The organism is Massilia sp. 05N420 (assembly GCF_056397205.1).
Map to the genome: position 1 here is coordinate 23,820 of NZ_JBFTMX010000037.1, position 23,540 is coordinate 47,359.

Genomic DNA, 23,540 nt, shown 5'->3' on the forward strand with positions numbered 1-23,540 from the left:
ACTCAAGCGGAGGGCGGGCGGCGGCGTTCCGGCTCGCCCAGCACCCTTTCGATGACCGCTGGATCGATGTCCCGCGAGCGCAGGAATTCCACGGCCGAGATCGTGCCGTCGCGTGATTGCAAGGCTACGCCGAGATCGACGACGCTGCTGCGCTGCGCATCCAGGCGCTGGGTCAGGCTAGTTTGCTCCATTGCATCTCCTGTTTGATCGGAATCAAGGCCGCTTGCCGCAGATGCAGTATCGGCCAGATTAATTGCAAGTCAAGAGGACATATCGCATCCGCATATTACGCGCAGATGACGGCGCAGCGCATCCGCGTGCGCCGCCGCCGCGCCGCCCGGCCTAGAATGATCCCGTCAACCATCACCAGCGAGGACCCCATGACCATGACTCCCGATCCCGACCTGAAACCGGGCGACGAAGCCGAACCGGGCACCCCGGGCGCGGGCGAGGACCTTTGCGAGACCTGCGGCGGCAGTGGCAAGCTGACCGACGGCAAGATCTGCCCGGAATGCGAAGGATCCGGCCGCGTGATGCGCGGCATCGGCGGCGGCTAAAACCCAGCCACTGCCACATGGACAGGAGGGTGGACGCAGCGCGATAATCGGTGCATGACCACCTCGCCGCATCCGCTGCCGGGGGAGCCCGGCTCCCCGCCCCGCCCGCAAACCCTGTCCGACCTCTTCATCTCCTTCACGCTGCTGGCCTTGCAAGGTTTCGGCGGCGTGCTCGCCGTCGTCCAGCGCGAGCTCGTCGAGCGCAAACGCTGGCTGACCCAGGAGGAATTCATCGAAGACTGGGCCGTCGCCCAGATCATGCCGGGCCCGAACGTGGTCAACCTGTCGCTGATGATCGGCGGCCGCTATTTCGGCCTGCCCGGCGCCATGACCGCCCTGGCCGGGCTGCTGGCCCTGCCGCTGGTGCTGGTGCTGACCCTGGCGGTGCTGCACGACCGCTTCGCCGACAGCCCGCAGGTGGCCGGCGCCCTGCGCGGCATGGCCGCCGTCTCGGCCGGCCTGATCGGCGTCGCCGGCCTGCGGCTGGCCGCGGCCCTCAAGCGCAGCCCGCTGCCGATGTCCTGGTGCGTGGCCATCGCCGCCCTCGGCTTCGTGCTGGTGGCGCTGCTGAAATGCCCGCTGCTGTACGTGCTGCTGGGCCTGGGCGGCCTCGGCTGCGTCCTCACCTGGCGCCGCCTGACATCATGAGCCCGGCACACGAGACCCTGCACCTGGCGCTGGCCTGGTCCGACTGGCTGAACCTGTTCGGCCACTTCCTGCTGCTGTCGACGATGTCGATCGGCGGCGCGATCTCGACCTCGTCCGAGATGCACCGCTTCCTGGTCGAGCAGCACCACTGGCTGACCCAGGACCAGTTCAATGCCGCGATCGCCCTGGCCCAGGCCGCGCCCGGCCCCAACGTGCTGTTCGTGGCCCTGATGGGCTGGCACGTCGGCATCAATGCCGGCAGCGTCGGCGCCGCCCTGTTCGGCGTGCTGGTCTGCATGGTCGGCATCATGACGCCCTCGACCATCATCACCTACACGGCGGCGCGCTGGGGCCACCGCAACCGCGACCTGCGCGCCGTGCGCGCCTTCAAGCAGGGCATGGCGCCGGTGGTGATCGCCCTGCTGCTGTCGACCGCCTGGATCCTCGGCAGTTCGGCCGGCGGCGGACAATGGCGGCTGTGGCTGCTTTCCGTCGCCGCCGGCGCGGTGATCTGGCGTACCCGGCTGCACCTGTTGTGGGTGCTGGCGGCCGGCGCCCTGCTCGGCGCGCTCGGCATCGTCTGAGTTCGCTGCAATGTCTACTGCAAGACGGCGGCGCAGCGGGCATACTTATGCAATTGTTCACCTATCGATGGAAAGACGATGACCGATCTTGCCCAAGCCAATGTACTCAGCGAACACGCCTGCTTCGGCGGCGTGCAGCGCTTCTACCAGCACGACTCCAGCGCCATCGGCCTGCCGATGCGCTTTTCCGTCTACCTGCCGCCCGGAGCGGAAGGCAAGAAGCTGCCGGTGCTGTTCTACCTGGCCGGGCTGACCTGCACCGAAGAAACCTTCATGATTAAGGCCGGCGCCCAGCGCGTCGCCGCCGAGCTCGGCGTGATCCTGGTCGCGCCCGACACCAGTCCGCGCGGCGCCGGCGTTCCCGGCGAGACCGACAGCTGGGACTTCGGCGTGGGCGCCGGCTTCTATCTCGACGCCAGCGCCGAGCCCTGGGCCCGCCACTACCGCATGGAAAGCTACATCCTCGAGCTGCGCCAACTGGTGCTGGCCACCCTGCCGGCGGATGCGGGCCGGGTCGGCATCTTCGGCCACTCGATGGGCGGGCACGGCGCCCTGACCCTGGCGCTGCGCCACCCGGACCTGTTCCGCTCGGTCTCTGCCTTCGCGCCGATCGCCGCGCCGACCCGCTGCCCCTGGGGCCAGAAGGCCTTCGGCGGCTATCTCGGCCAGGACCWGGCGGCCTGGCGCGCCCACGACGCGAGCGAGCTGGTGAAGGATGCCGGCCGCGCAGTGTTCCCGGACGGCATCCTGATCGACCAGGGCCTGGCCGACAAATTCCTCGCGGAACAGCTGTATCCGGAAGCCTTCGAGGAAGCCTGCCGCGCCGCCGGCCAGCCGCTCGAACTGCGCCGCCACCCCGGCTACGACCACGGCTATTACTTCATCTCGACCTTCGTCGAAGATCATTTGCGCTTCCATCGCCGCAATCTGGCCTGAGTCCGATAATTCCCTCCACCTGCCCGCCGGCTGGCGGGCATCAAACCTGCTTGTGCGGCCCTTGAAATCGGCTTCCGGCCGCCGTATAAATGGTGATGCATTCATTTGCAATGGAGGTCATCATGAATCTCATCCGCAGAAACAATAGCCCGCTGTCCACCCTGCGCGGCGGCCCCATGGAAGACCAGTTCGGCCGAATGGTCGAGAGCATGTTCCAGGATTTCTTCGCGCCCCTGGCCCAGGGCGGGCGCTGGGCCGACGAGGGCCTGGCCATGCCGCGCCTCGACGTCAGCGAGCACGAGAAAGCCTTCGAAGTGCAGGCCGAGCTGCCGGGCGTCAAGAAGGAAGACGTCAAGGTCTCGATCGACGGCCAGCGCGTCACGATCGAAGGGGAATGCCAGCAGGCAAACGAACAGCGTGAGGGCGAACAGGTGGTGTATTCTGAACGTTCGACACGCAGGTACCAGCGCAGCTTCACGCTGCCTTCCGAGGTCGACGATGCCGGCGCCGAAGCGCGGCTCGAGAATGGCGTCCTCATGCTCACGCTGCCCAAGAAACAGGGCGGCGCGGCAAAGCGGCTGACCATCCAGTAGGCCCGAAGCGGCAAGGGGGCGCAGCACAGCATGACCGAGTTTCGCCACTTCAAGGACCGCAGACAGGCCGGCAAGCTGCTGGCCCGCGAGCTGCGGGAATATGCGGGGCGCGCTGACGCGGTCGTGCTGGCGCTGCCGCGCGGCGGAGTGCCCGTTGGGTTCGCTATCGCACAGCGGCTCGGCATCGAGCTCGATATCCTTCTCGTACGTAAGCTGGGCATGCCCGGGCACGAGGAATATGCGATGGGCGCGGTCGGCAGCGGCGGCGTACGGGTGTTGCAGCCCGGCGTGCCCGGCCTGATGGGCGTGAGCGCCGAACAGGTCGAGGCCGTCACCGTGCGCGAACTGGCCGAACTGCAGCGGCGCGAGCGTGCCTACCGCGGCGCCCGCAAGCCGCTGGCGCTGGCCGGACGGACCGCGATCCTGGTCGACGATGGCGTTGCCACCGGTTCGACCATGCTGGCGGCCATCCGCGTGGCGCGCGGCTTGAAGCCGGCGAAGCTGGTGCTGGCGGTGCCGGTGGCGCCGCCGCAAACCCTGGCGGCGCTCGAGGGTCAGGTCGACCTGCTGGTCTGCCTGTCGGCGCCGCCGCTGTTCCGCTCCGTGGGCCAGTGGTATGAGGCCTTCGACCAGACCAGCGACGAGGAAGTACAGGATCTGCTGGCCGCCGCCTGGCATGCGCGGACGGCCGACCGACAACAACCAATGGAGGACGAACATCATGCAACGACTGCCGACGCAAAGCACGACGACGACGGACACCGGGCTTGAACTTGCCAAATGGCTGGGCGGCGCCGCCGCCGGCGCCCTATTGATGTACATGCTCGACCCCGACCGCGGCAGCGCACGCCGCGCGCAGTCGGCCGCCGCCGTGCGCAACGTCGGCTCACGCACATCCGGCGCCATCGGCAATGTCTGGCACGGCACGGGCAGCCGCATGGGCGCCGCCGCCGACGAGCTGGTGGAATCGGCCAGGCCGGACGGCGGCATCGGCTCGACGATCTCGCGCGTGAAAAGCGCCGCCGGCGACATGATCGGCGACACCGTCTCGAAGGCGAAAGACGCCATGGCCCGCGCATCCAGCGCCGCCGGCGACCTGGCCGACGACGCAATCTCCAAAGCGAAGAGCGGCGCCAGCCAGGCCCGGGACAGCGACGGCTATGCGAGCGCCCGCAGCGCGGTCAGCCGCGCCGCCGACAGCGTCGCCGACTTCTATGACGACACCCGCAAGACCGCCGGCCGCCTCGGCAAGCGTGTGGCCCAGGAAGTGCACGGCGACAGCGAAGGCGCCTGGAACCCGGGGATGCGCAACACCGCCCTGGTCGGCGGCGGCCTGCTGGCCCTGATGGGCCTGATGCGCCGCTCGCCGCTGACCGCCGTGCTGGGCCTGGCCGGCGCCGCCCTGCTGGCGCGCGGCGTCGCCAACCAGCCGCTGCGCAGCCTGGCAAGCCGCGGCGCCGCCGGTCTCGGCATGGCCAAGGGTCTGAGCCTTGGCATGGACAAGACCATCGACTTCGAGAAGACCGTTCACATCGACGCGTCGCCTGACGAGGTCTACCAGCAATTTGCGAATTACGAGAACTTCCCGCGCTTCATGTCCCACGTGGTCGAAGTGCGCGACCTTGGCCGCCGCCGCTCGCACTGGATCGTGAAAGGCCCGGGCGGCTCCGAGTTTGAATGGAATTCCGTCCTGACCGAGCAGAACCGTCCGAACCGCCTGGCCTGGCGCAGCGAACCCGGCGCCGAGATCCCGCAGACCGGCTCGATCCAGTTCGAGCGCCACCGCGGCGGCACCCTGGTCACCGTGCGCATGTCCTACACGCCGCCGGCCGGCGCCATCGGCCACGGCCTGGCCCTGCTGCTCGGCTCCGATCCGAAGTCGGCAATGGACGAGGACCTGGCGCGCATGAAGGCCTTCATCGAGCGCGCTTCGATGCCGCGTGAAGCCGCGCAGTCCGGCTGGATGAGCCGCCTGCTGCACTGAAGCGGAACCCGGCATCATGGCCAGCCCTGACCCCGTTGCCGCCATCCGCGCCGCCGCCATCCCGCTGGGAGGCGGCCGGCGCGACTACGATGAACTGCTCGACCTGGTGGGCGACGCCCGCTTCGTGCTGCTGGGCGAGGCCACCCATGGCACCCACGAGTTCTACGAGGAGCGCGCGCGCATCACGCAACGCTTGATCGAGGAAAAGGGCTTCCATGCCGTGGCCGTCGAGGCCGACTGGCCGGACGCCTACCGCGTCAACCGCTACGTGCGCGGCCAGGGCGAGGATGCCGATACCAACGCCGCCCTGTCCGGCTTCGAACGCTTCCCGAGCTGGATGTGGCGGAATACCGACGTTTCCGCCTTCGTCGACTGGCTGCGCGAGCACAATGCGAAACAGGCCGGCGGCAAGCAGGTCGGCTTCTACGGCCTCGACCTGTACAGCCTGTTCACCTCGCTGCGCGAAGTGCTGGCCTATCTCGACAAGGTCGATCCGCAGGCCGCCAGAATCGCGCGCGAACGCTATGCCTGCTTCGACCATTACTACGAGGACAGCCAGCACTACGGCTACTCGGCCAACCTGGACCTGTCGGCTTCCTGCGAGGAAGGCGTGATCGAGCAGCTGAACCAGATGCAGCGGCGTGCCTGCGAATACGCGCAAAAGGACGGCAGCGAGGACGGCTTCTTCTACGCCCAGCAGAATGCGCGCCTGGTCAAGAATGCCGAGGAATACTACCGGACCATGTTCCGCGGCCGCGTCTCGTCCTGGAACCTGCGCGACAGCCACATGGCCGAGACCCTGGAAGCCCTGGCCCAGCACCTGTCGCGGCACGGGGAGCCGTCCAAAATTGTCGTGTGGGAGCACAATTCCCACATCGGCGATGCACGCGCCACCGAGGTCGGCCAGCTGGGCGAATGGAACGTCGGCGAACTGGCGCGCAAGGCCTACGACGGCCAGACACGCTTGATCGGCTTTTCGACCTACGAAGGCTTCGTCACGGCGGCTTCGGAATGGGATGGCCCGGCCGAACACAAGCGGGTGCGCCCCGGCATGCCCGGCAGCTACGAAGAGCTGCTGCACGAGACCGGCATCGAGCGCTTCCTGCTGCCTCTGCGCGGAGACAGTCCGGCCCGCGAAGCCCTGATGCAGAAGCGCCTGGAGCGGGCGATCGGCGTCATCTACCTGCCGCGCACGGAACGCCAGAGCCATTATTTTTCGGCCCAGATGGCGGTCCAGTTCGACGCCGTGATCCACATCGACCGCACCACGGCCGTCACGCCCATCGATCCGGGCGGCGGCTGGCACTCGGAAGAGCCGCCGGAAACCTATCCGGGCGGATTCTGATTCGACACGAGGTGGAGGCGGCCGGCGCGCGCCTCCTGCGCCTCTTGGTGCTCGCCGATCTCACGGAAGATCGTTCCGGGGTCGGCCAGTTCGCGCGCGGCCAGCGCGCGCATTCCTTCGGACTCGATGCCGGCCAGCGCCGCGCCGCGCAATTCGTCCGCTTCGGTGCCTCGCCCCAGTCCCTCGAAGGTCGAAGCGCATAGCCAGACGTCCTTCATCGCATTGGCCAGCTCGGCCGCCAGCCGCGGCGCGGCGCCCAGCGGCGGGAACAGCGGCAGGCTGGCCGCCATCGCGTTCAGCTCGCCGGTACGCGCCAGGGGATCGGGCAGGTAGCGTTCGGCGCGCTCGAAGTCGCCGGCCGCCACCATCGCCGGCAAGGCCGTCCAGGCCGCATGCCGCGCATCCTCGGGCATCGTGTCTTCCATGTGCGCGAACAGCTCGACGGTCGACTGCGGATCCTTCAGCGTGTCGTTGATGCCGGCTATCAGCTGGAAGCGCGTACCGGGATAGCCGCGGCCCGAGCGGAACACATTGTCGCCATCCAGCAGCTGCCGGGCCTGGGCGTCGCGCGCGCGGGCCAGGGCATCACGTGCCGGACCGTGCTCCCCGGCCAGCATCTCCCACTCGAACACCACGATGAACATATTCTTGCCGGCGAAGGCTTCATCCTTGCAGACACGCGCGAACAGCCCGATCAGTATCGCCAGTGCGTCTTCAGGACGTCCTTCATGCCTGGCGGCGATCGCCCGGACCACGTCTGGATTCAATTCGACCATCGCTTCCCCTTGCCCGGACAGCCAGCCGGAGTATCGAAATGGCATCATCTTAGCCCGCAAAACGCGGTGTGCGATAAATCCTTGTTCCAGACGCCCCGCTTTGGTTTACGATTGCGTCCTTATGTTCTGGCAACTCGGAAACGGAAGACATGAGTAAATACACCTTGAGCGTCAACGGCAAGGCACAGACCGTGGACGTCGAAGCGGACACGCCGCTGCTGTGGGCCCTGCGCGATACCATGGGCCTGGTCGGCACCAAGTACGGCTGCGGCGTCGGCGCCTGCGGCGCCTGCACCGTCCACGTGGACGGCCAGCCGGCGCGCGCCTGCCAGCTGCCGGTGTCCGCCATCGGCAAGCGCAAGGTCACGACCATCGAGGGACTGGATGCGAACGCCGCCCACCCGCTGCAGCAGGCCTGGAAGGAACTCGACGTGCCCCAGTGCGGCTACTGCCAGTCCGGCCAGATCATGAGCGCCTGCGCCCTGCTCAAGCAGCATCCGCGACCGACCGACGCCCAGATCGACGACGCCATGGCCGGCAACCTGTGCCGCTGCGCCACCTATGTCCGCATCCGCGCCGGTATCCACCGCGCCGCCGAGATCGCTTCCGCCAAACCCGCCGGAAAGGGCAAGCAATGAGCGCGCGCCAAGACGAGCTGAAATCCGTTCCCGCTTCCGCTTCGCGCCGCAGCTTCCTGCGCCAGTCCGCCGCCGGCGGCTCGCTGCTGGCCCTCGGCCTGTATGGCGGCGGCACCATCGCCGCCCTCGCCCAAGGGCAGGCCGCCGCCCCGGGCGCCGCCACCGAATTCTCGCCCAACGTCTTCATCCGCATCGCCCAGGACGGCATCGTCACCCTGGTGTCCAAGCAGCCGGAAATCGGCCAGGGCATCAAGACCTCGCTGCCGATGGTGATCGCCGAAGAGCTGGACGTCGAATGGAAAGATGTGCGCGTGGTCCAGGGCGACCTGAACCCGGCCTATGGTCCGCAGGGCGCCGGCGGTTCGACCTCGACCCCGACCAATTACGAGAACTTCCACCGCCTGGGCGCCACCGCGCGCACCATGCTGGTCCAGGCCGCCGCCCAGACCTGGGGCGTGCCGGCCGGCGAATGCCGCGCCGAACGCGGCGCCGTGCTGCACGATGCGTCGAAGCGCCGCCTCGGCTACGGCCAGCTGGTGAAGACCGCGGCCGCGCTGCCGGTGCCGGATGCGAAAGGCGTCCAGCTCAAGGATCCGTCCACTTACCGCCTGCTGGGAACGCGCATCGGCGGCGTCGACAACGACAAGGTCGTGGCCGGCAAGCCTCTGTTCGGCATCGACGTCCAGCTGCCCGGCATGCTGTACGCCGTGTATGTGAAATGTCCGGTGCTGGGCGGCGCACCAAGCTCCGCCAACCTAGCCGCCATCAAGGCCATGCCGGGCGTGAAGGATGCCTTCATCGTCGAAGGCACCGAAAACCTGAACGGCCTGCGTCCGGGCGTGGCGATCGTCGCCAACAGCACCTGGAACGCGATCAGCGCGCGTAAAAAATTGCAGGTGCAGTGGGACGAAGGCGAAGGCGCGCACCATAGCTGGGCGGGCTTCCTGGCCCAGGCCCAGGCTGCAGCCAAACAGCCGGGCACGGTCACCATGCGCCGCGATGGCGACGTCGACACCGCGCTGGCCGGCGCCGCCCGCACCGTGGAGTCGGCCTACACCTACCCCTTCATCTCGCATGCGAGCATGGAGCCGCAGAACTGCACCGCCGCCATCGATCCGAAGGACGGCAGCGTGGAACTGTGGGCGCCGACCCAGAACCCGGGCGCCGGCCAGGCCCTGGTCGCCAGCACCTTCAACATCCTGAAAGAGAAGATTACCCTGCACATCACGCGCAGCGGCGGCGGCTTCGGCCGACGCTTGTCGTCCGACTTCATCGTCGACGCGGTCGCCATCGCCCAGAAGGTCAAGGCGCCAGTGAAGCTGACCTGGATGCGCGAGGACGACCTGCAGCATGACCACTTCCGCGCCGGCGGCTTCCACTTCCTGCGCGGCGGCGTCGATTCCGCCGGCAAGCTGGTGGCCTGGCACGATCACTTCGTCACCTTCGCCAACCGCGTCGAGCAGAAGGAAAGCGACGGCACCACCGGCAGCGTGCTGCGGCCGGGCAGCGGCGCCAGCCTGTCGGGCGACGAGTTCCCGGGCCGCTGGGTCGCCAACTGCCTGCTCGAGCAGACCCCGCTCGAATGCCGCATCCCGATGGGACCGTGGCGTGCGCCGGGCTCGAACGTGTTCGCCTGGGTCTTCCACAGCTTCATCGACGAACTGGCCCATGCCGCCGGCCGCGATTCCATAGAGTTCCGCCTCGAGATCCTCGGTGACGCCAACATGGTGGCCGGTACCGGCGAGCGCGGCGTGCCCTATAACGTCTCGCGCATGCGCAATGTGCTCAAGGCCGTGGCCGAGAAGTCCGGCTGGGGCAGGCGCAAGTTCGCGCGCGGCCAGGGGGCCGGCGTGGCCTTCCACTTCAGCCACCGCGGCTATGTGGCGGAAGTGGCCGAGGTCACGGTGTCGAAGGAAGGCCAGTTGAAGGTGGACCGCGTGGTGGTGGTGAGCGACATCGGCGCCCAGATCGTCAACCTGTCCGGCGCCGAGAACCAGGTGCAGGGCTCGGTGATCGATGGTCTTTCGACGCTGATGTACCCCTCGCTGAATCTCGAGAAGGGCCGCATCGTGCAGAGCAACTTCCACGACTACCCGCTGCTGCGCATGCCGGACACGCCGACCAGGATCGAAACCCACTTCCTGAAGACCGATTACCCGGTCACGGGCCTGGGCGAACCGGTGTTCCCGCCGCTGGCGCCGGCCGTCTGCAACGCGATCTTCGCCGCCACCGGCAAGCGCGTGCGCGAACTCCCGCTCAGCAAGACCGACCTGAGCTGGAGCTGAATTGGATGCGGGTTCCCTGCTCCGCCAGGCCGTCGCCCTGCACCAGCAGGGACGGCTGGAGCAGGCGCGCGAACTCTACCGGCAGGTGCTGGCGCTCGACCCGCGCCAGTTCGACGCCCTGCACCTGAGCGGGGTCATCGAACGCCAGTGCGGCGATCCGGCACAGGCCGTCGAGCTGATCCGGCAGTCACTGCAGGTCGACCCTCGGCAGGCCCGCGCCCACTGCAACCTCGGCGCCGCCCTGCAGGACCTGGGCCAGGCCGAGGCCGCGCTGCAGAGCGTCGAAACCGCGCTGCGCCTCGACCCGCGTTATGCCCTGGCCTGGAACAACCGCGGCAACACCCTGCGCCGCCTCGGCCGCCTTCCCGAGGCGCTGGACAGCTACGAACGCGCCCTCGCGCTGAGCGCGAATTATCCGGAAGCCTGGTGCCACCGCGCCATCGTCCTCAACGATCTCGGCCGCCATGGCGACGCCGCCGCCAGCGCCGAACAGGCCCTGGCCGCACGCCCCGGCTATGCGGACGCGCTGCAGGCACTGGGCAACGCCCTGCAGGCGCTCGACCGGTTTGCGCAGGCCGTGGAGGCCTACGACGCCGCGTTGACGAGCGCCGCGCCGGCCCGCCAGGCCGAGATCTGGTGCGCACGCGGCGCGGCCCTCAAGAAATCCGGCGACCTGTCCCGGGCGCTGGACAGCTACGAACACGCCCTGCGGCTCCGCCCCGATTACGCGATGGCCGAGCACTACCGCGCCAATGCGCTGCGCGCGCTGGGCCGGCGCGAAGCGGCGATCGCCGCCTATCGGCGCGCCCGTGAGCTGGGCGCCGACCCCGCCGGCATCGATTTCGCGCTGGCGGCGCTGGGCGAAGGCGAGCTGCCCGCTTCGGCGCCCGCCGATTACGTGAAGGGCCTGTTCGACCAGTATGCCGGGTACTTCGACCGTCACCTGGTCGGGGTGCTGGGGTACCGGACACCGGAGCTGCTGGTCTCGATGCTTCCGGCGGGATCGGATACGCCCTTCGATGCCGTGCTGGATCTCGGCTGCGGCACCGGCCTGTGCGCGCCCCTGCTGCGCCCACTGGCGCGGCGTCTTGGCGGCCTCGACCTGTCCGAAAAGATGCTGGCAAAGGCCCGCGAGACCTGCCTGTACGACGAACTGGCCTGCGCCGATATCGTCGCCTGGCTGGACGGCCGGCAGGCGGAATGGGATCTGGTGCTGGCGGCCGACGTGCTCGTGTACATCGGCGAACTGGGAACGCTGTTCGAGCGGGTGGCGCGCGCCCTTCAGCCGGGCGGGCGCTTCGCGTTCTCGGTGGAGACGCTGGCGCAGGAAAGCGGCAGCGCTTACGCGATCACGGCCTCGAACCGCTTCGCGCACGCACCGGCCTATGTGCGCGCCTGCGCCGCCGCGGCCGGCATGACGGTGCACGAACAGCGCGACGCCGTCCTGCGCCAGGAACATGGGGCCGACGTCGCCGGCAAGCTGTTCCTGCTGCGCCGCCCCTGATTCCTCAGGCCACCGACAGCGCCATCATCCCGAACTCGCCCAGCCGCACCGGCACGGCGCCGCGCGCCACCATGCGGTCGAGCGCGCGGGTGCCGTCGCCCGCCCTGACGTCCACCGCGCGCATCGCTTCCGGCACCACGATGGTGTCGAAGCCCTCTTCCAGCGCGTCGGTCGCGGTATTCAGCACGCAGTAGTCGGTGGCCAGGCCGCACACGGTGACGCGGCCGACGCCGCGCGCGCGCAGCTGGGCCGCCAGGTCGGTGCCGGCAAAGGCCGAATAGGCGTCGACCGCCGCGGTGTCGGCCTTCGAGACGACGATGGCGTCGTCCGGCAGGGCCAGCTCGGCGGTGAATTCGGCGCCCGGCGTACCGGCCACGCAATGCGGCGGCCAGGGGCCGCCCTGGGCCGTGAACGAGCAATGGTCGCCCGGGTGCCAGTCGCGCGAGGCATAGATCGCCAGGCCCTGTTCGCGGAACAGTTCGATCAGGTGGTTGATCGGCGCGACGACTTCGTGTCCGCTGGCGACGCCGAGGGCGCCGCCGGGGAGGAAGTCGACTTGCAGGTCGATGATCAAGAGGGCGTCGGTGTTATCGAGATGGATGGCGCTCATATTTTTTCCACTGGCTTGAGGCACAGGATTCCGTGCTTCGACAACACTATAGCGTATTCGACAGTACAACTTCGGCCGCTCGGCATGGGGAAAAGAGCCCGCTGGGCTCTTTTCGCTTTCGCGGGAACGACGGTATTAATGCCGATGCGCCGGATCCGGATCCAGCGCCCCCAGCCTGTCCAGGATCGCCGCCGCGCGCGCGGCCTGGGCGGCGTCGCCGGCGTTCACCGTGATCTGGCAGTCGTGCACGTCGGCCTGGTCGATCGGCGCATAGGTATAGCGGTAATCGGTGTCGCCCCGGACACCGGGGTCACCGACCGAAAAATTGCCCCGCACGCCGCCGGTCTCGTCGATGCGGACCTTGACCTCGACGTCGTCGGCCGGGATGCCGGCGGCGAGCAGCTCATTGCGCGCCTCTTCGGCGGCGCCCGTGTGGATGAAGGTCCGCACAACCACATTTTCCATAGCCATGGCTTAGCTCCAACAAATGATTCGGTCCGGTCCACCGTACCAGAAACGGCCGCCGCGCGGCGCTCGCGCCAGCGCCGGTTGCGCACAGGGATTGCCAAAAAGTTACATGTGTGTCTCGTGCGTCACAGATTTTTAAAACCAGTACAATCAAGCAACACTCGAGTCCAGGGTGGCAAGAAACCCAGCCTTTCAAACGCTTACGGAGACAGACAAGAATGCACACATCGGCCCGGATCGCTTCCTCCCGTCCACTTGCCACGACTGCCATGCATGGGCGGGTGGAAGCCTTGCGTGCGGAGGGTCAGCCGGTCATCGATTTTTCGATCGCGATCTCGCACTTCCCGGCGCCGCGGCCAGTGCTGGACGCGGTCGCCCACGCGGTCGAACGCGAGCGCACCATGCCCTATACCAGCGTGGTCGGCGCCCTCGACGTGCGCGCCCGCCTGGCCGCCAAGCTGCGCGAGGAGAACGGCATCGAGGCGTCCGCCTCCGAGATCATCGTCACCAACGGCGCCAAGCAGGCGCTGTACGAAGCCCTGTACACGATCGCCGATCCGGGGGACAGCGTGCTGATCTTCAAGCCGCACTGGCCGGCCTATGTCGCCACCTCCCAGTTGCTGGGCCTGCGCCCCATCCTGGTCGACCTGCCGGACGCCATCACGCCGCAGCTGCTGGACAGTCTGGAAATCCCGAAGGTCGTCATCATCAATAACCCGCACAACCCGACCGGCAAGGTGTACACTCGCGACGAACTGGAACACATTCGTGCCTGGGTGGAACGTATTGGGGCCAAGGTGATCGTCGACGAAAGTTACGAGCACCTGATCTTCGAAGGCGAACACACCAGCCTTGCCGCGCTGTGCGACTGGCGGAAGATCGGTGTCATCACCATCTTCTCCGCCTCGCAGAGCTACGCGATGATGGGTTGGCGGGTCGGCTTCGCGCTGGCCCCGGCCGATGTGGTCGACGCGATGCAGACGCTGCAGGGACCGATCACGGCCGCCGCGCCCCACCTCTCGCAGGTGGCGGCCGTCGCCGCTTTCGCCACCGGCGCGCCCCACGAGATGATGGCGGACTACCGCCAGCGGCGCGACCTGGCGGTGAGGCTGTTTGCCGAGGTCCCCTGGATCGTCATGCACGCGCCGGCATCCGGCCCGTACCTGTGGGGAGACGTGCGCAGCCTGACGATGGATACCGTCGGCTTCGCGGAGCGCCTGATCGAAGACAAGAAAGTGGCCATCATGCCCGGCGACGCGCTGGGCGTACCGGGCTTTATCCGCCTCGGCTACATTTCCGACGACGTGGCGACGCTGCGCGACGGCATTCGCAGGATTGTGGAATTCGGCGATTTGAAGAAATAGATAATGACATCTGGGTTGGGCCGCAGCTTCGCGCAGGGCCGTTTTCGCTTGAACAGCCTGCGCAGCAGGCTCATGTTGCTGGTAGCGCTGGCGATGATGCCGCTGGCCGTGATGACGATCCTGTCGGGCATCCGCGAGCGCGAGCATGCCATCAAGGCTTCCGAGGAAAACCTGCGCCGCCTGACCGGCATGGCGGCCGCCAACGAGGCCCAGTCGATCGAGGGCGCGCGCCAGATCCTGGTCGACCTGGCGTCCGTGCCCGACCTCATGGGCGATACCGCCAAATGCACCTCGCTGCTGTCGGATGTCCTCGACCGCAACGAGGGCTTCGTCAACTTCGGCCTGATCCAGCTGAACGGCGACGTCACCTGCTCCGCCGTGCCCCTGCTCCACCCGGTCAACCTGGGCGACCGCAGCCACTTCCGCCGCGCGATCTCGGAGCGCCGCTTCATCGCCGGCGACTACGTGTTCGGCCGCGTGATCAAGAAGCACACCATCAACCTGACCTATCCGGTGATCGACCGCACCGGCAAGGTCCTGGCCGTGGTGTTCGCGGCGATGGACCTGGAAGGCCTGGACACCTTCATCAACGACATCAACCTGCCGCCCGGCTCGGTGCTGGCGACCGCCGACGCGCGCGGCACCGTGATCTCGCGCCGTCCCGAYCCGGAACGCTATTTCGGCACCCGCCTGTCGCCCGCCACGCTGGAGGCGATGTCCACCGCCGGCCAGCGCGCCGTGACCATCCGCGGCGACGACGGCGTCGAGCGCCTGCACACCTTCGCCCGCGTCGGCGCCCCGGCCCTGACCGACTACACCGTCACGATCGGCATCCCGACCGACACCATCACCTCGGCCGCGCGCCACGACCAGCTGATGTCGCTGCTGGGCCTGGCCGCGACCACCCTGCTGGCCCTGCTGGCGGCCTGGCTGGTGGGCGACGTCCTGATCGTGCAGCGGGTGCGCAAGCTGATGGCCACCGCCGAGCGCATCGCCGCCGGCGACCTCGACGCCCGCTCCGGCATCGACTACGCCAACGAGGAGATCGGCAACCTGGCCCAGGCCCTCGACCGCATGGCCGCCTCGCTGCAGAAAAAAGAATCCGCGCGCTCGCTGGCCGAACGCGAGCTGCGCGCCGCCGACCAGCGCAAGGACGAATTCCTGGCGATGCTGGCGCACGAGCTGCGCAACCCGCTGGCGCCGATCAGCACCGGCGCCCACCTCCTGAAGCTGCTCCACTCGGATAACACCCAGATCACCCAGACCTGCTCGATCATCGTGCGCCAGGTCGACCACATGACCAGCCTGGTGGACGACCTGCTGGACGTCTCGCGGGTCACGCGCGGCCTGGTGTCGCTGTCGACCCAGGTACTGGACCTGCGCCGCGTGGTCGACGACGCCGCCGAGCAGATCCGCCCATTGGTCACCGCGCGCCGCCACCGCCTGGTGATCGACCTGCCRCCCGAGCCGGCCCACGTCAAGGGCGACCACAAGCGCCTGGTGCAGGTGATCGCCAACCTGCTGAACAACTCGACCAAGTACACGCCGGAAGGCGGCTCGCTGCAACTGCGCCTGGACACCAGCGGCGAGGAATACGTGCTGACGGTGCAGGACGACGGCATCGGCATGGACCCGGTGCTGGTGGAGCGCGTGTTCGACCTGTTCACCCAGGCCGAACGCACCCCGGACCGCTCGCAGGGCGGCCTCGGACTGGGCCTGGCCCTCGTCAAGAGCCTGATCGAGCTGCACGGCGGCAGCGTGTCCGCCTACAGTCCGGGCCTGGGCAAGGGCTCGACCTTCACGGTGCGCCTGCCGCGCTACAGCCAGGACGTGGTGCTGACCGCGCAACCGGCCGGCGAGCGCGCGGACAACGGCGCCGTCCCGCTGCGCATCCTGGTGGTGGACGACAACGTCGACGCCGTCCACACCCTGCAGCTGTTCCTGCACTCTGCCGGCCACGAAGTCGAGGTCGCGTATTCGGCCGGCGACGCGCTGGCGCTGGCCAAAACCATGGCGCCGGAAGTCTGCCTGCTCGACATCGGCCTGCCCGACTTCGACGGCAACGAGCTGGCGCGCCGCCTGCGCATGCTGCCCGAGGCCAGCAACGCGACCCTGATCGCGATGACCGGCTACGGCCGCCAGCAGGACCGCGACGCCTCGATGGCGGCCGGCTTCGACCACTACCTGGTCAAGCCCGTCAATACGACCCAGCTGTCCGACATCCTGGGGGCGGCCGCGGAGGCGAACATCAAGCGCTAAGGTTCTAAAGTCCGGCGCTCAGCCGCCGCATCCCTTATCATCGGGTTTTGACAAGGAGGTAAGCGGATGGAGTCGGTCGAAGTCGTCCTGGCAATGCTGCTCGCGGTGATCGTCAGCGGGTGGGTGGGACGGATGCTGCCGTTCGCGATCCCGCTGCCGCTGATCCAGATCGCCCTGGGCGCCGTCATCTCGGGCATGTTTCACCATGGGGTTGCGCTCGAACCCGACATCTTCTTCCTGCTCTTCCTTCCGCCGCTGCTGTTCCTGGACGGCTGGCGCATCCCCAAGGTCGGCCTGTTCCGCGACAAGGGCACGATCCTCGAACTGGCCTTCGGCCTGGTGCTGTTCACCGTGGTCGGCGCCGGCTTCCTGATGCACTGGCTGATCCCCGCGCTGCCGCTGCCGGTCGCCTTCGCGCTGGCGGCCATCGTCGCGCCCACCGATCCGGTGGCGGTGTCCGCGATCACCAGCCGGATTCCTGTGCCGCCGCGCCTGATGCACATCATCGAAGGCGAGAGCCTGCTGAACGACGCCAGCGGCCTGGTGTGCTTCCGCTTCGCGGTGGCGGCCGCCGTCACCGGGGTGTTCTCGCCGACCCAGGCCGCCCTCACCTTCCTGTGGGTGGCGCTGGCCGGCGTCGGCGCCGGGGTCACCGTCACCTGGGCCATCTCGCGCCTGCACAACTTCCTGCTGCGCCGCTTCGGCGAGGACGAAGGCATGCCGATCCTGATCAACCTGCTGACGCCCTTCGGCGCCTACCTGGCGGCGGAACACATCGGCGCATCCGGCATCCTGGCCGCGGTGGCGGCCGGCGTCACGATGAGCTATGTGGAGCTGGGCGGCTCGGCCACGCCCTCCACCCGCATCCGCCGCAACGTCATCTGGGACGCCCTGCAGTTCAGCCTGAACGGTGTGATGTTCGTGCTGCTCGGCGAACAGCTGCCGGACATCGCGCGAGGCGCCCTGCACCCGCCCGGCGGCGGCGCGCCCTTCGATCCGTGGTGGCTGGCCGGGAACGCGCTGGCGCTCAGCCTGGGCCTGGTGCTGCTGCGCTTCATCTGGGTCTGGGTCTCGCTGCGTCTCACCATCCTGAACCAGCGCCGGCTGGGCCAGCAGGTGTTCAAGCCGCGCATGCGCCTGATCCTGGCGACTTCCTTCGCCGGCGTGCGCGGCGCCCTCACCATGGCCGGCGTGCTGACCCTGCCGCTGGTGCTGGAAGACGGCACGCCCTTCCCGGGCCGCGAGCTGGCGATCCTGTTGGCCAGCGCGGTGATCGTGGTCTCCCTGCTGCTGGCCAGCGTGGCCCTGCCGCGCCTGCTGCGCGGACTGGAAGTGCCGCCCGAGACCTCCGCCGAGCAGGAGGAAGACCGCGCCCGCCACGCCGCCGTGCTGGCCGCTGTCGACGCGGTCGAACAGGCCGCCCGCCGGCACACCGGCGCCGACAGCGAAGTGCAGGCCAACGCCAGCACCACGGTGATCAACCTCTACCGCAACCGCCTGCGCAACATCCAGCTGGGCGACGGCGCCGGTCCCGACGTCCACGCGGCGCGCAAGGCCGAGCGCGACTACCGCCTGACCGCCCTGCGCGCCGAGCGCGACACCATCCTGCGCCTGGGCCGCCGCGGCGAAATCTCCGACGAGACGGCGCGTAAACTCCTGCGCGAAATCGACCTGGTGGAGGCGCGCTACCGGGAGGCCTGAAGGCCGCCGGCTTCAGTGGTGCAGTTCGGTCCTCGGCGAGGCCTGGGCGGCCGGTTCGGGCAGGAAGGCCTGCACGGTCGACGCGGTATCGGTCAGCGCCTGGCAGCGCACCATCTGGCCGTCGCGGATGGTGAACACATGCACCCAGGGCGAGTCGAGGCGGCGTCCGGTCGACCTCACCAGCCAGCTGGCTTCGCCCATGGCCACCACCTTGTCCCCTTCCGCAATGAAGTCCAGCGGTTCGAAGCGGATCGCCTGCATGTTCTCGCCCAGCTTGGTAAAGAAGTCGGCGAGTCCCTGCCTGCCGTGGAAGTGTCCCGAGAAGGGAACCAGTTCCGATTCCGGACTGATCCAGTCCGAATCGTCGCTGCTGTGCGCGAGGATGCCCGCGATGTCGCCCTGCTGGAACATCCGGTAGAGCTGCTGGACCATCTGTTTGTTTTCTTGCGCGGTCATGGTGTCTCTCCAGTAGATCGGCCTCGGACGGCAATCGCGGCTGCTCATGCCGGGGATGGTCGATCAAAGCAGCCTAGTACGCTTGCAGGAGAAGTCAAGCCAGCATTTCAGGCGCCGGAATCCGCAGTTCATCGCAAATTGCTGACTTTACTTTTCGTTAACTGTACATTATCTCTAGGGCAACAATTTTTATAACCTGGAGAAACGTCGATGCTATCCATCAAGCAGCTCAACAAGACGTATGCGAATGGCGTCAAAGCCATCAACAATGTCAGTCTCGAGATCCCGAACGGCATGTTCGGCCTGCTCGGTCCGAACGGCGCCGGCAAGTCCTCGCTGATGCGCACCATCGCGACGCTGCAGGATCCCGATAGCGGGAGCATCCATTTCAACGGTCTCGACGTCCTCGCGAACAAGGAAGGCCTGCTGCGCCAGCTCGGCTACCTGCCCCAGGACTTCGGCGTCTATCCGAAAGTCAGCGCCGAGAAGCTGCTGAACCACTTCGCCGTGCTCAAGGGCCTGACCGTCAAGGGCGAACGCAAGGAAGCGGTCGAAGCCCTGCTGCACCAGACCAATCTGTGGGACGCCCGCAAGCGTTTGCTGGGCACCTATTCCGGCGGCATGCGCCAGCGCTTCGGCATCGCCCAGGCCCTGCTCGGCGCGCCGCGCCTGGTGATCGTCGACGAGCCGACCRCCGGCCTCGACCCCGACGAGCGCAACCGCTTCCTCAACCTGCTGGCCAGGATCGGCGAGCAGGTGGTCGTCATCCTGTCCACCCACATCGTCGAGGACGTGACCGACCTGTGCCCGCGCATGGCGATGATCGCCAAGGGCACCGTGCTGCTGCAGGGCGAACCCCAKGCCGCGATCGACACGCTCAAGGGCCGCGTGTGGCGCCGCACCGTCAGCCAGGAAGCGCTGGCCGACTACCAGGAACGCTTCAACGTGCTGTCGACCCGCCTGGTGGCCGGCCGCCCGCAGATCAACGTCTACGCCGAAGCGCAGCCGGACGACGGCTTCACGAACGTCGAGCCGGACCTCGAAGACGTCTACTTCCAGCAGATCCGCAACGCCGGCCGGACCGCCGGGCCGGCGCCGGCCGCCGCCTCGCCCGCCGCCGCGGTGCCGGCATAAGGAGCGGCCATGTTGAGAGAATTCTTCAGCTTCGAGCTGGGCACCCAGCTGCGCCAGCCCCTGCTGTGGGTCTGCGCGCTGGTCTTTGGCGCCCTGGCCTTCGGCGCCAGCACCACGGACGCGGTCCAGGTCGGCGGCAGCATCGGCAACGTGAACCGCAATGCGCCGGTCGTGGTCGCCCAGATGCTCGGCATCTTCAGCCTGATGTCGATGTTCGTCGTCACCATCTTCATCGCCGGCACCGTGCTGCGCGATGCGGAAGTCGGCATCGCCGACATGCTGTTCGCGACCCCGATGAAGAAGAGCGACTACCTGGTCGGCCGCTTCGGAGCCGGCCTGGTGGCCTGCCTGTTCATCTTTGCCGTGATCGTCATCGGCATGATCGTCGGGCCGCTGATGCCCTGGGTCGATCCGCAGCGCGTCGGCCCCTTCGCCGGCGCCGCCTACCTGTGGGCGCTGGGCGTGCTGGTGGTGCCCAATCTGTTCTTCATCGGCGCCGTGCTGATGCTGCTGGCCTCGACCACGCGCTCGATCATGCTGGTGTACGTCGGCGTGCTGGCCTTCTTCGTCCTGTGGGTCGTGGCCGGCAAGTTCACCGCCAACATCGACAACGAATGGATCGCCGTCCTGACCGACCCCTTCGGCATCCGCGCGCTGGGCCGCGCCACCCGCTACTTCTCGACCGCCGAGGCGAATGCCGGCCTGCCCGACGTCACAGGCTACATGCTGGCCAACCGCCTGCTCTGGACCGCCGTCGCGCTGGCGCTGTTCGGCCTGACCCTGGTCCTGTTCAAGCCGCAGCGCGCCGGCACCGGCAAGCGCCTGTTCGGCAAGGCAAAGGCGCCGGCACCAAGCGCCGCCATGCCGGCCCACCTGGCCCTGCCGCGCATCGAGCCTCGCTTTACCGGCGCCACCCGCTGGATCCAGTGCTGGCACATCTTTACCTTCGATGCCGTGGCGGTGTTCAGGAGCGTACCCTTCCTCGTGATGCTGCTGTTCGGCGTATTGAACATGGTCGGTTCCGGCTCCCAGATGGGCAAGATCTTCGGCACCTCGGTCTACCCGATGACCCACCTGATGGTCGAACTGCTGAACAACAGCTTCAACTTCCTGCTGCTGATCATCGTGACCTTCTATGCCGGCGAGCTGGTGTTCAAGGAGCGCCAGGTGAAGATTGCCGACGTCACCGATGCGACCCCGGTGCCGAACTGGGCGCCGCTGGTGGCCAAGAGCCTGGCCGTGGTGGGCGTGGTGCTGGCATTCATGCTGGCCGGCGTACTGGCCGCGATCGGGATCCAGCTGGTCAAGGGCGGCGCGCCGGTCGAGCCGCTGGTGTACCTGAAGGGCGTTCTGATCTCGGGCCTGCCCTTCATCCTCATGGGCCTGTTCGCGGTCGTGCTGCAGGTGATCACCAACAACAAGTTCATCGGCTACCTGCTGATGATCCTGCTGATGGTGTCGCAGATCGTCATGGGCGTCATGCACCTGGACCACAACCTGTACAGCATCGACGGCCTGCCGCGGACTCCGTACTCGGACATGAACGGCTACGGCCACTTCATCACGGGCTGGGCCTGGTTCGCGCTGTACTGGACCCTGTTCACCGTCGCCTCCTTGGTCCTCGCCCAGGCCTTCTGGGTGCGCGGGCTGTCGGTCGAGTGGCGCTTCCGCGCGCGCGAAGCCGGCCGCCGCCTCAAGGGTCCCCTGGGCGCGGCGCTGGCCGCATGCGGCATCGCCTTCGCCGGCGCGGGCGGCTGGATCTTCTACAACACGAACATCCTGGCGCACTACGAGGCCGGCGACGTGGCGATGGACAAGCAGGCGCAGTACGAAAAAACCTACCGCAAGTACAAGGACCTGCCGCATGCGAAGATCACGGACGTGCGCGCCGCGGTGGACATCTATCCGGAACAGCGCCACGTGAGGATCAAGGGCAGCTACGTCCTCGAGAACAAGACCGGCAAGCCGCTCGACACCCTGCGCTTGCAGCTCAACCCCGACGTCGAGACCACCCTGTCCGGTCTGCCGGCCCACCGGGTCGAGCTGATTGATGCGAAGTTCGGCTTCCGGATCATCAAGCTGGCGCAGGCCCTGCCGCCGGGCGGACGCCTGCCGCTGGATTTCGTCGTCGACGTGCGCCGTCCCGGCTTCCAGAACAACGGCGAGGCCGACACGATCAACCTGAACGGCAGCTTCTTCAACAACCGCGCCTTCTTCCCGCTGATCGGCTACCAGCCGGACCAGGAGCTGAGGGACCGCAACGAACGCCGCAAGCGCGGCCTGGGCGAACCCGAGCGCATGGCCAAGCTGGAGGACAAGGCGGCGCAGGCGAACTCGATGTTCGGCGCGGATGCGGACTGGATCAATTTCGAGACCACCGTCTCGACCAGCGGCGACCAGATCGCGCTGGCGCCGGGCTACCTGCAGAAGTCGTGGAAGGAAAACGGCCGCAACTACTTCCAGTACAAGATGGACCGGAAGATGATGCCCTTCTTCGCCTATCTGTCCGCCAGCTGGCAGGTGAAGAAAGGCGACTGGCACGGCATCCCGATCGAGATCTACTACGACCGCAAGCACGCGTACAACGTGGACCGCATGATCTCGGCCACGCAGAAGTCGCTGGACTACTACACGGCCCAGTTCACGCCCTACCAGCACAAGCAGGTGCGGATCCTGGAATTCCCGAACTACGCCAGCTTCGCCCAGTCGTTCGCCAACACGATCCCGTTCTCGGAGTCGATCGGCTTCATCGCCGACCTGCGCGACAAGGAGGACATCGACTACGTGTTCTACGTGACGGCCCACGAGATGGCGCACCAATGGTGGGGCCACCAGGTGACCGCCGCCAACGTGCAGGGCTCGAGCATGCTGATCGAATCGCTGTCGCAGTACTCGGCGCTGATGGTGATGGAGAAGGAATACGGCCGCGGCCAGATGCGCCGCTTCCTGCGCTACGAACTCGATCGCTACCTGAGCTCGCGCGGCAGCGAGAAGATCGAGGAACTGCCGCTGATGCGCGTGGAGAACCAGCAGTACATCCACTACCGCAAGGGCAGCCTGGTCTTCTACCGCCTGCGCGACGAGATCGGCGAAGAAGCGCTGAACCGCGCGCTCAAGCGCTTCCTCCAGGACAAGGGCTACCAGGAGTCGCCGTTCACGACCTCCGCCGAGCTGCTCGGCTACATCCGCGCCGAAGCGCCGGCGGACAAGCAGGCCCTGATCACCGACCTGTTCGAGAAGATCGTCTTCTACGATAACCGCGTGCTCGAGGCGAAGGCGAAGCGGCGCGCCGACGGCCAGTGGGACGTGACCATGAAGCTGCACCTGGCGAAGATGGAAGCCGACGGCAAGGGCAAGGAAAGCGCGCGTGCCTATGACGAGCCGGTGGAGGTCGGCGTGTTTGCGCGCGCCAAGGGGGCGAAGGAGGCGGACGAGAAGGTGCTGTTGCTGGAGAAGCGCAAGCTGTCGGGCGACAATCCGGTGCTGACCGTGACGGTGAAAGACAAACCCTTCGAGGTCGGGGTCGATCCGTATAACAAGATGATCGACCGGGTGCCGCGYGATAATCGCAAGGAGGTCGGATTCGACTGAGGCATGATGAACAGGCATTGCGGACAGGGTGTCGCGCTCGGTCGCCTGGCCCCGGTCGGCAAGCTGCTTGCCGAGGGCCGGTTCGCGGTCGCCAGCCAGGCCCGGCA

The 23,540-nt window shown here is 67.6% G+C and carries 21 protein-coding genes; 16 read left to right on the forward strand and 5 right to left on the reverse strand.

The features are described from left to right. Positions 1–2 precede the first annotated feature (2 nt). A complete protein-coding gene (locus AC1DIX_RS20795; RefSeq protein WP_441934176.1) occupies positions 3–191 on the reverse strand; it encodes a hypothetical protein in 189 nt (62 codons plus the stop codon). Between the two features lie 189 nt (positions 192–380). Here AC1DIX_RS20795 and AC1DIX_RS20800 point away from each other — a divergent pair, with 189 nt between their 5' ends. From AC1DIX_RS20800 to AC1DIX_RS20835, 8 genes are all read left to right on the forward strand, one after another. Beyond that, on the forward strand, positions 381–557 hold the full coding sequence (locus AC1DIX_RS20800; protein WP_477327037.1) for a hypothetical protein: 177 nt from the start codon (positions 381–383) through the stop codon (positions 555–557). A 54-nt stretch (positions 558–611) separates the two neighbouring features. Then, on the forward strand, positions 612–1,205 hold the full coding sequence (locus AC1DIX_RS20805) for a chromate transporter (RefSeq protein ID WP_477327039.1): 594 nt from the start codon (positions 612–614) through the stop codon (positions 1,203–1,205). Continuing rightward, positions 1,202–1,789 (forward strand): chromate transporter, encoded by a 588-nt coding sequence (locus AC1DIX_RS20810; protein WP_477327041.1) that lies wholly within the window; start codon positions 1,202–1,204, stop codon positions 1,787–1,789. The genes AC1DIX_RS20805 and AC1DIX_RS20810 overlap by 4 nt, the downstream gene beginning before the upstream one ends. A 78-nt stretch (positions 1,790–1,867) precedes the next feature. Continuing rightward, complete coding sequence (fghA, locus tag AC1DIX_RS20815) at positions 1,868–2,725, forward strand: S-formylglutathione hydrolase (RefSeq protein ID WP_477327043.1); 858 nt, start codon at positions 1,868–1,870, stop codon at positions 2,723–2,725. Positions 2,726–2,847: 122 nt separating this feature from the next. Further along, positions 2,848–3,318 carry an Hsp20/alpha crystallin family protein gene (locus tag AC1DIX_RS20820; RefSeq protein ID WP_441934166.1) on the forward strand — a complete coding sequence of 157 codons (471 nt, stop codon included), beginning with the start codon at positions 2,848–2,850 and terminating at the stop codon, positions 3,316–3,318. A gap of 30 nt (positions 3,319–3,348) precedes the next feature. Further along, positions 3,349–4,089 (forward strand): phosphoribosyltransferase, encoded by a 741-nt coding sequence (locus AC1DIX_RS20825; protein ID WP_477327045.1) that lies wholly within the window; start codon positions 3,349–3,351, stop codon positions 4,087–4,089. Then, positions 4,040–5,302 carry an SRPBCC family protein gene (locus AC1DIX_RS20830; protein WP_441934162.1) on the forward strand — a complete coding sequence of 421 codons (1,263 nt, stop codon included), beginning with the start codon at positions 4,040–4,042 and terminating at the stop codon, positions 5,300–5,302. Before AC1DIX_RS20825 ends, AC1DIX_RS20830 begins: the two co-directional genes overlap by 50 nt. A 16-nt stretch (positions 5,303–5,318) precedes the next feature. Beyond that, positions 5,319–6,647, forward strand: coding sequence for an erythromycin esterase family protein (locus AC1DIX_RS20835; RefSeq protein ID WP_477327047.1), 1,329 nt, complete (start codon positions 5,319–5,321; stop codon positions 6,645–6,647). Here the strand turns inward: AC1DIX_RS20835 and AC1DIX_RS20840 are convergent. Next, positions 6,629–7,471 (reverse strand): hypothetical protein, encoded by an 843-nt coding sequence (locus AC1DIX_RS20840; protein WP_477327049.1) that lies wholly within the window; start codon positions 7,469–7,471, stop codon positions 6,629–6,631. The genes AC1DIX_RS20835 and AC1DIX_RS20840 overlap by 19 nt on opposite strands. Before the next feature lie 101 nt (positions 7,472–7,572). On the opposite strand from AC1DIX_RS20840, the gene AC1DIX_RS20845 reads away from it, so the two are divergent. Genes AC1DIX_RS20845 through AC1DIX_RS20855 form a run of 3 tightly spaced genes read left to right on the forward strand, consistent with a single transcriptional unit; the run spans position 7,573 to position 11,850 of the window. Next, the gene (locus tag AC1DIX_RS20845) at positions 7,573–8,061 is read left to right on the forward strand and encodes a (2Fe-2S)-binding protein (protein ID WP_477327051.1); all 489 of its coding nucleotides are present in this window, start codon (positions 7,573–7,575) and stop codon (positions 8,059–8,061) included. Beyond that, positions 8,058–10,346, forward strand: a complete 2,289-nt coding sequence (locus tag AC1DIX_RS20850) for a xanthine dehydrogenase family protein molybdopterin-binding subunit (protein ID WP_477327053.1) — start codon at positions 8,058–8,060, stop codon at positions 10,344–10,346. The genes AC1DIX_RS20845 and AC1DIX_RS20850 overlap by 4 nt, the downstream gene beginning before the upstream one ends. Before the next feature lies 1 nt (position 10,347). Then, positions 10,348–11,850, forward strand: coding sequence for a tetratricopeptide repeat protein (locus AC1DIX_RS20855; protein WP_477327055.1), 1,503 nt, complete (start codon positions 10,348–10,350; stop codon positions 11,848–11,850). 4 nt (positions 11,851–11,854) lie between these two features. Here the strand turns inward: AC1DIX_RS20855 and AC1DIX_RS20860 are convergent, their stop codons facing one another. Together AC1DIX_RS20860 and AC1DIX_RS20865 are read right to left on the reverse strand one after the other, a co-directional pair. Beyond that, positions 11,855–12,460 (reverse strand): isochorismatase family protein, encoded by a 606-nt coding sequence (locus AC1DIX_RS20860; protein ID WP_477327057.1) that lies wholly within the window; start codon positions 12,458–12,460, stop codon positions 11,855–11,857. 135 nt (positions 12,461–12,595) lie between these two features. After that, a complete protein-coding gene (locus AC1DIX_RS20865) occupies positions 12,596–12,931 on the reverse strand; it encodes a hypothetical protein (RefSeq protein ID WP_477327059.1) in 336 nt (111 codons plus the stop codon). Between the two features lie 215 nt (positions 12,932–13,146). Here AC1DIX_RS20865 and AC1DIX_RS20870 point away from each other — a divergent pair, with 215 nt between their 5' ends. The 3 genes from AC1DIX_RS20870 to AC1DIX_RS20880 all read left to right on the forward strand — a co-directional run bounded on the left by AC1DIX_RS20870 (position 13,147) and on the right by AC1DIX_RS20880 (position 18,252). Further along, positions 13,147–14,292 (forward strand): pyridoxal phosphate-dependent aminotransferase, encoded by a 1,146-nt coding sequence (locus AC1DIX_RS20870; protein ID WP_477249411.1) that lies wholly within the window; start codon positions 13,147–13,149, stop codon positions 14,290–14,292. A gap of 3 nt (positions 14,293–14,295) precedes the next feature. After that, positions 14,296–16,551, forward strand: coding sequence for a hybrid sensor histidine kinase/response regulator (locus AC1DIX_RS20875; protein WP_477327061.1), 2,256 nt, complete (start codon positions 14,296–14,298; stop codon positions 16,549–16,551). A 66-nt stretch (positions 16,552–16,617) separates the two neighbouring features. Continuing rightward, positions 16,618–18,252 (forward strand): Na+/H+ antiporter, encoded by a 1,635-nt coding sequence (locus AC1DIX_RS20880; protein ID WP_441934145.1) that lies wholly within the window; start codon positions 16,618–16,620, stop codon positions 18,250–18,252. A 12-nt stretch (positions 18,253–18,264) separates the two neighbouring features. Here the strand turns inward: AC1DIX_RS20880 and AC1DIX_RS20885 are convergent, their stop codons facing one another. Next, entirely contained in the window at positions 18,265–18,708 is a 444-nt protein-coding gene (locus AC1DIX_RS20885; RefSeq protein WP_477249406.1) for a nuclear transport factor 2 family protein, read from the reverse strand. Between the two features lie 210 nt (positions 18,709–18,918). Here AC1DIX_RS20885 and AC1DIX_RS20890 point away from each other — a divergent pair, with 210 nt between their 5' ends. Both AC1DIX_RS20890 and AC1DIX_RS20895 read left to right on the forward strand, forming a co-directional pair. Beyond that, the gene (locus tag AC1DIX_RS20890) at positions 18,919–19,842 is read left to right on the forward strand and encodes an ABC transporter ATP-binding protein (protein WP_477327063.1); all 924 of its coding nucleotides are present in this window, start codon (positions 18,919–18,921) and stop codon (positions 19,840–19,842) included. Positions 19,843–19,851: 9 nt separating this feature from the next. Continuing rightward, positions 19,852–23,433 (forward strand): M1 family aminopeptidase, encoded by a 3,582-nt coding sequence (locus AC1DIX_RS20895; protein ID WP_477327065.1) that lies wholly within the window; start codon positions 19,852–19,854, stop codon positions 23,431–23,433. Positions 23,434–23,540 lie beyond the last annotated feature (107 nt).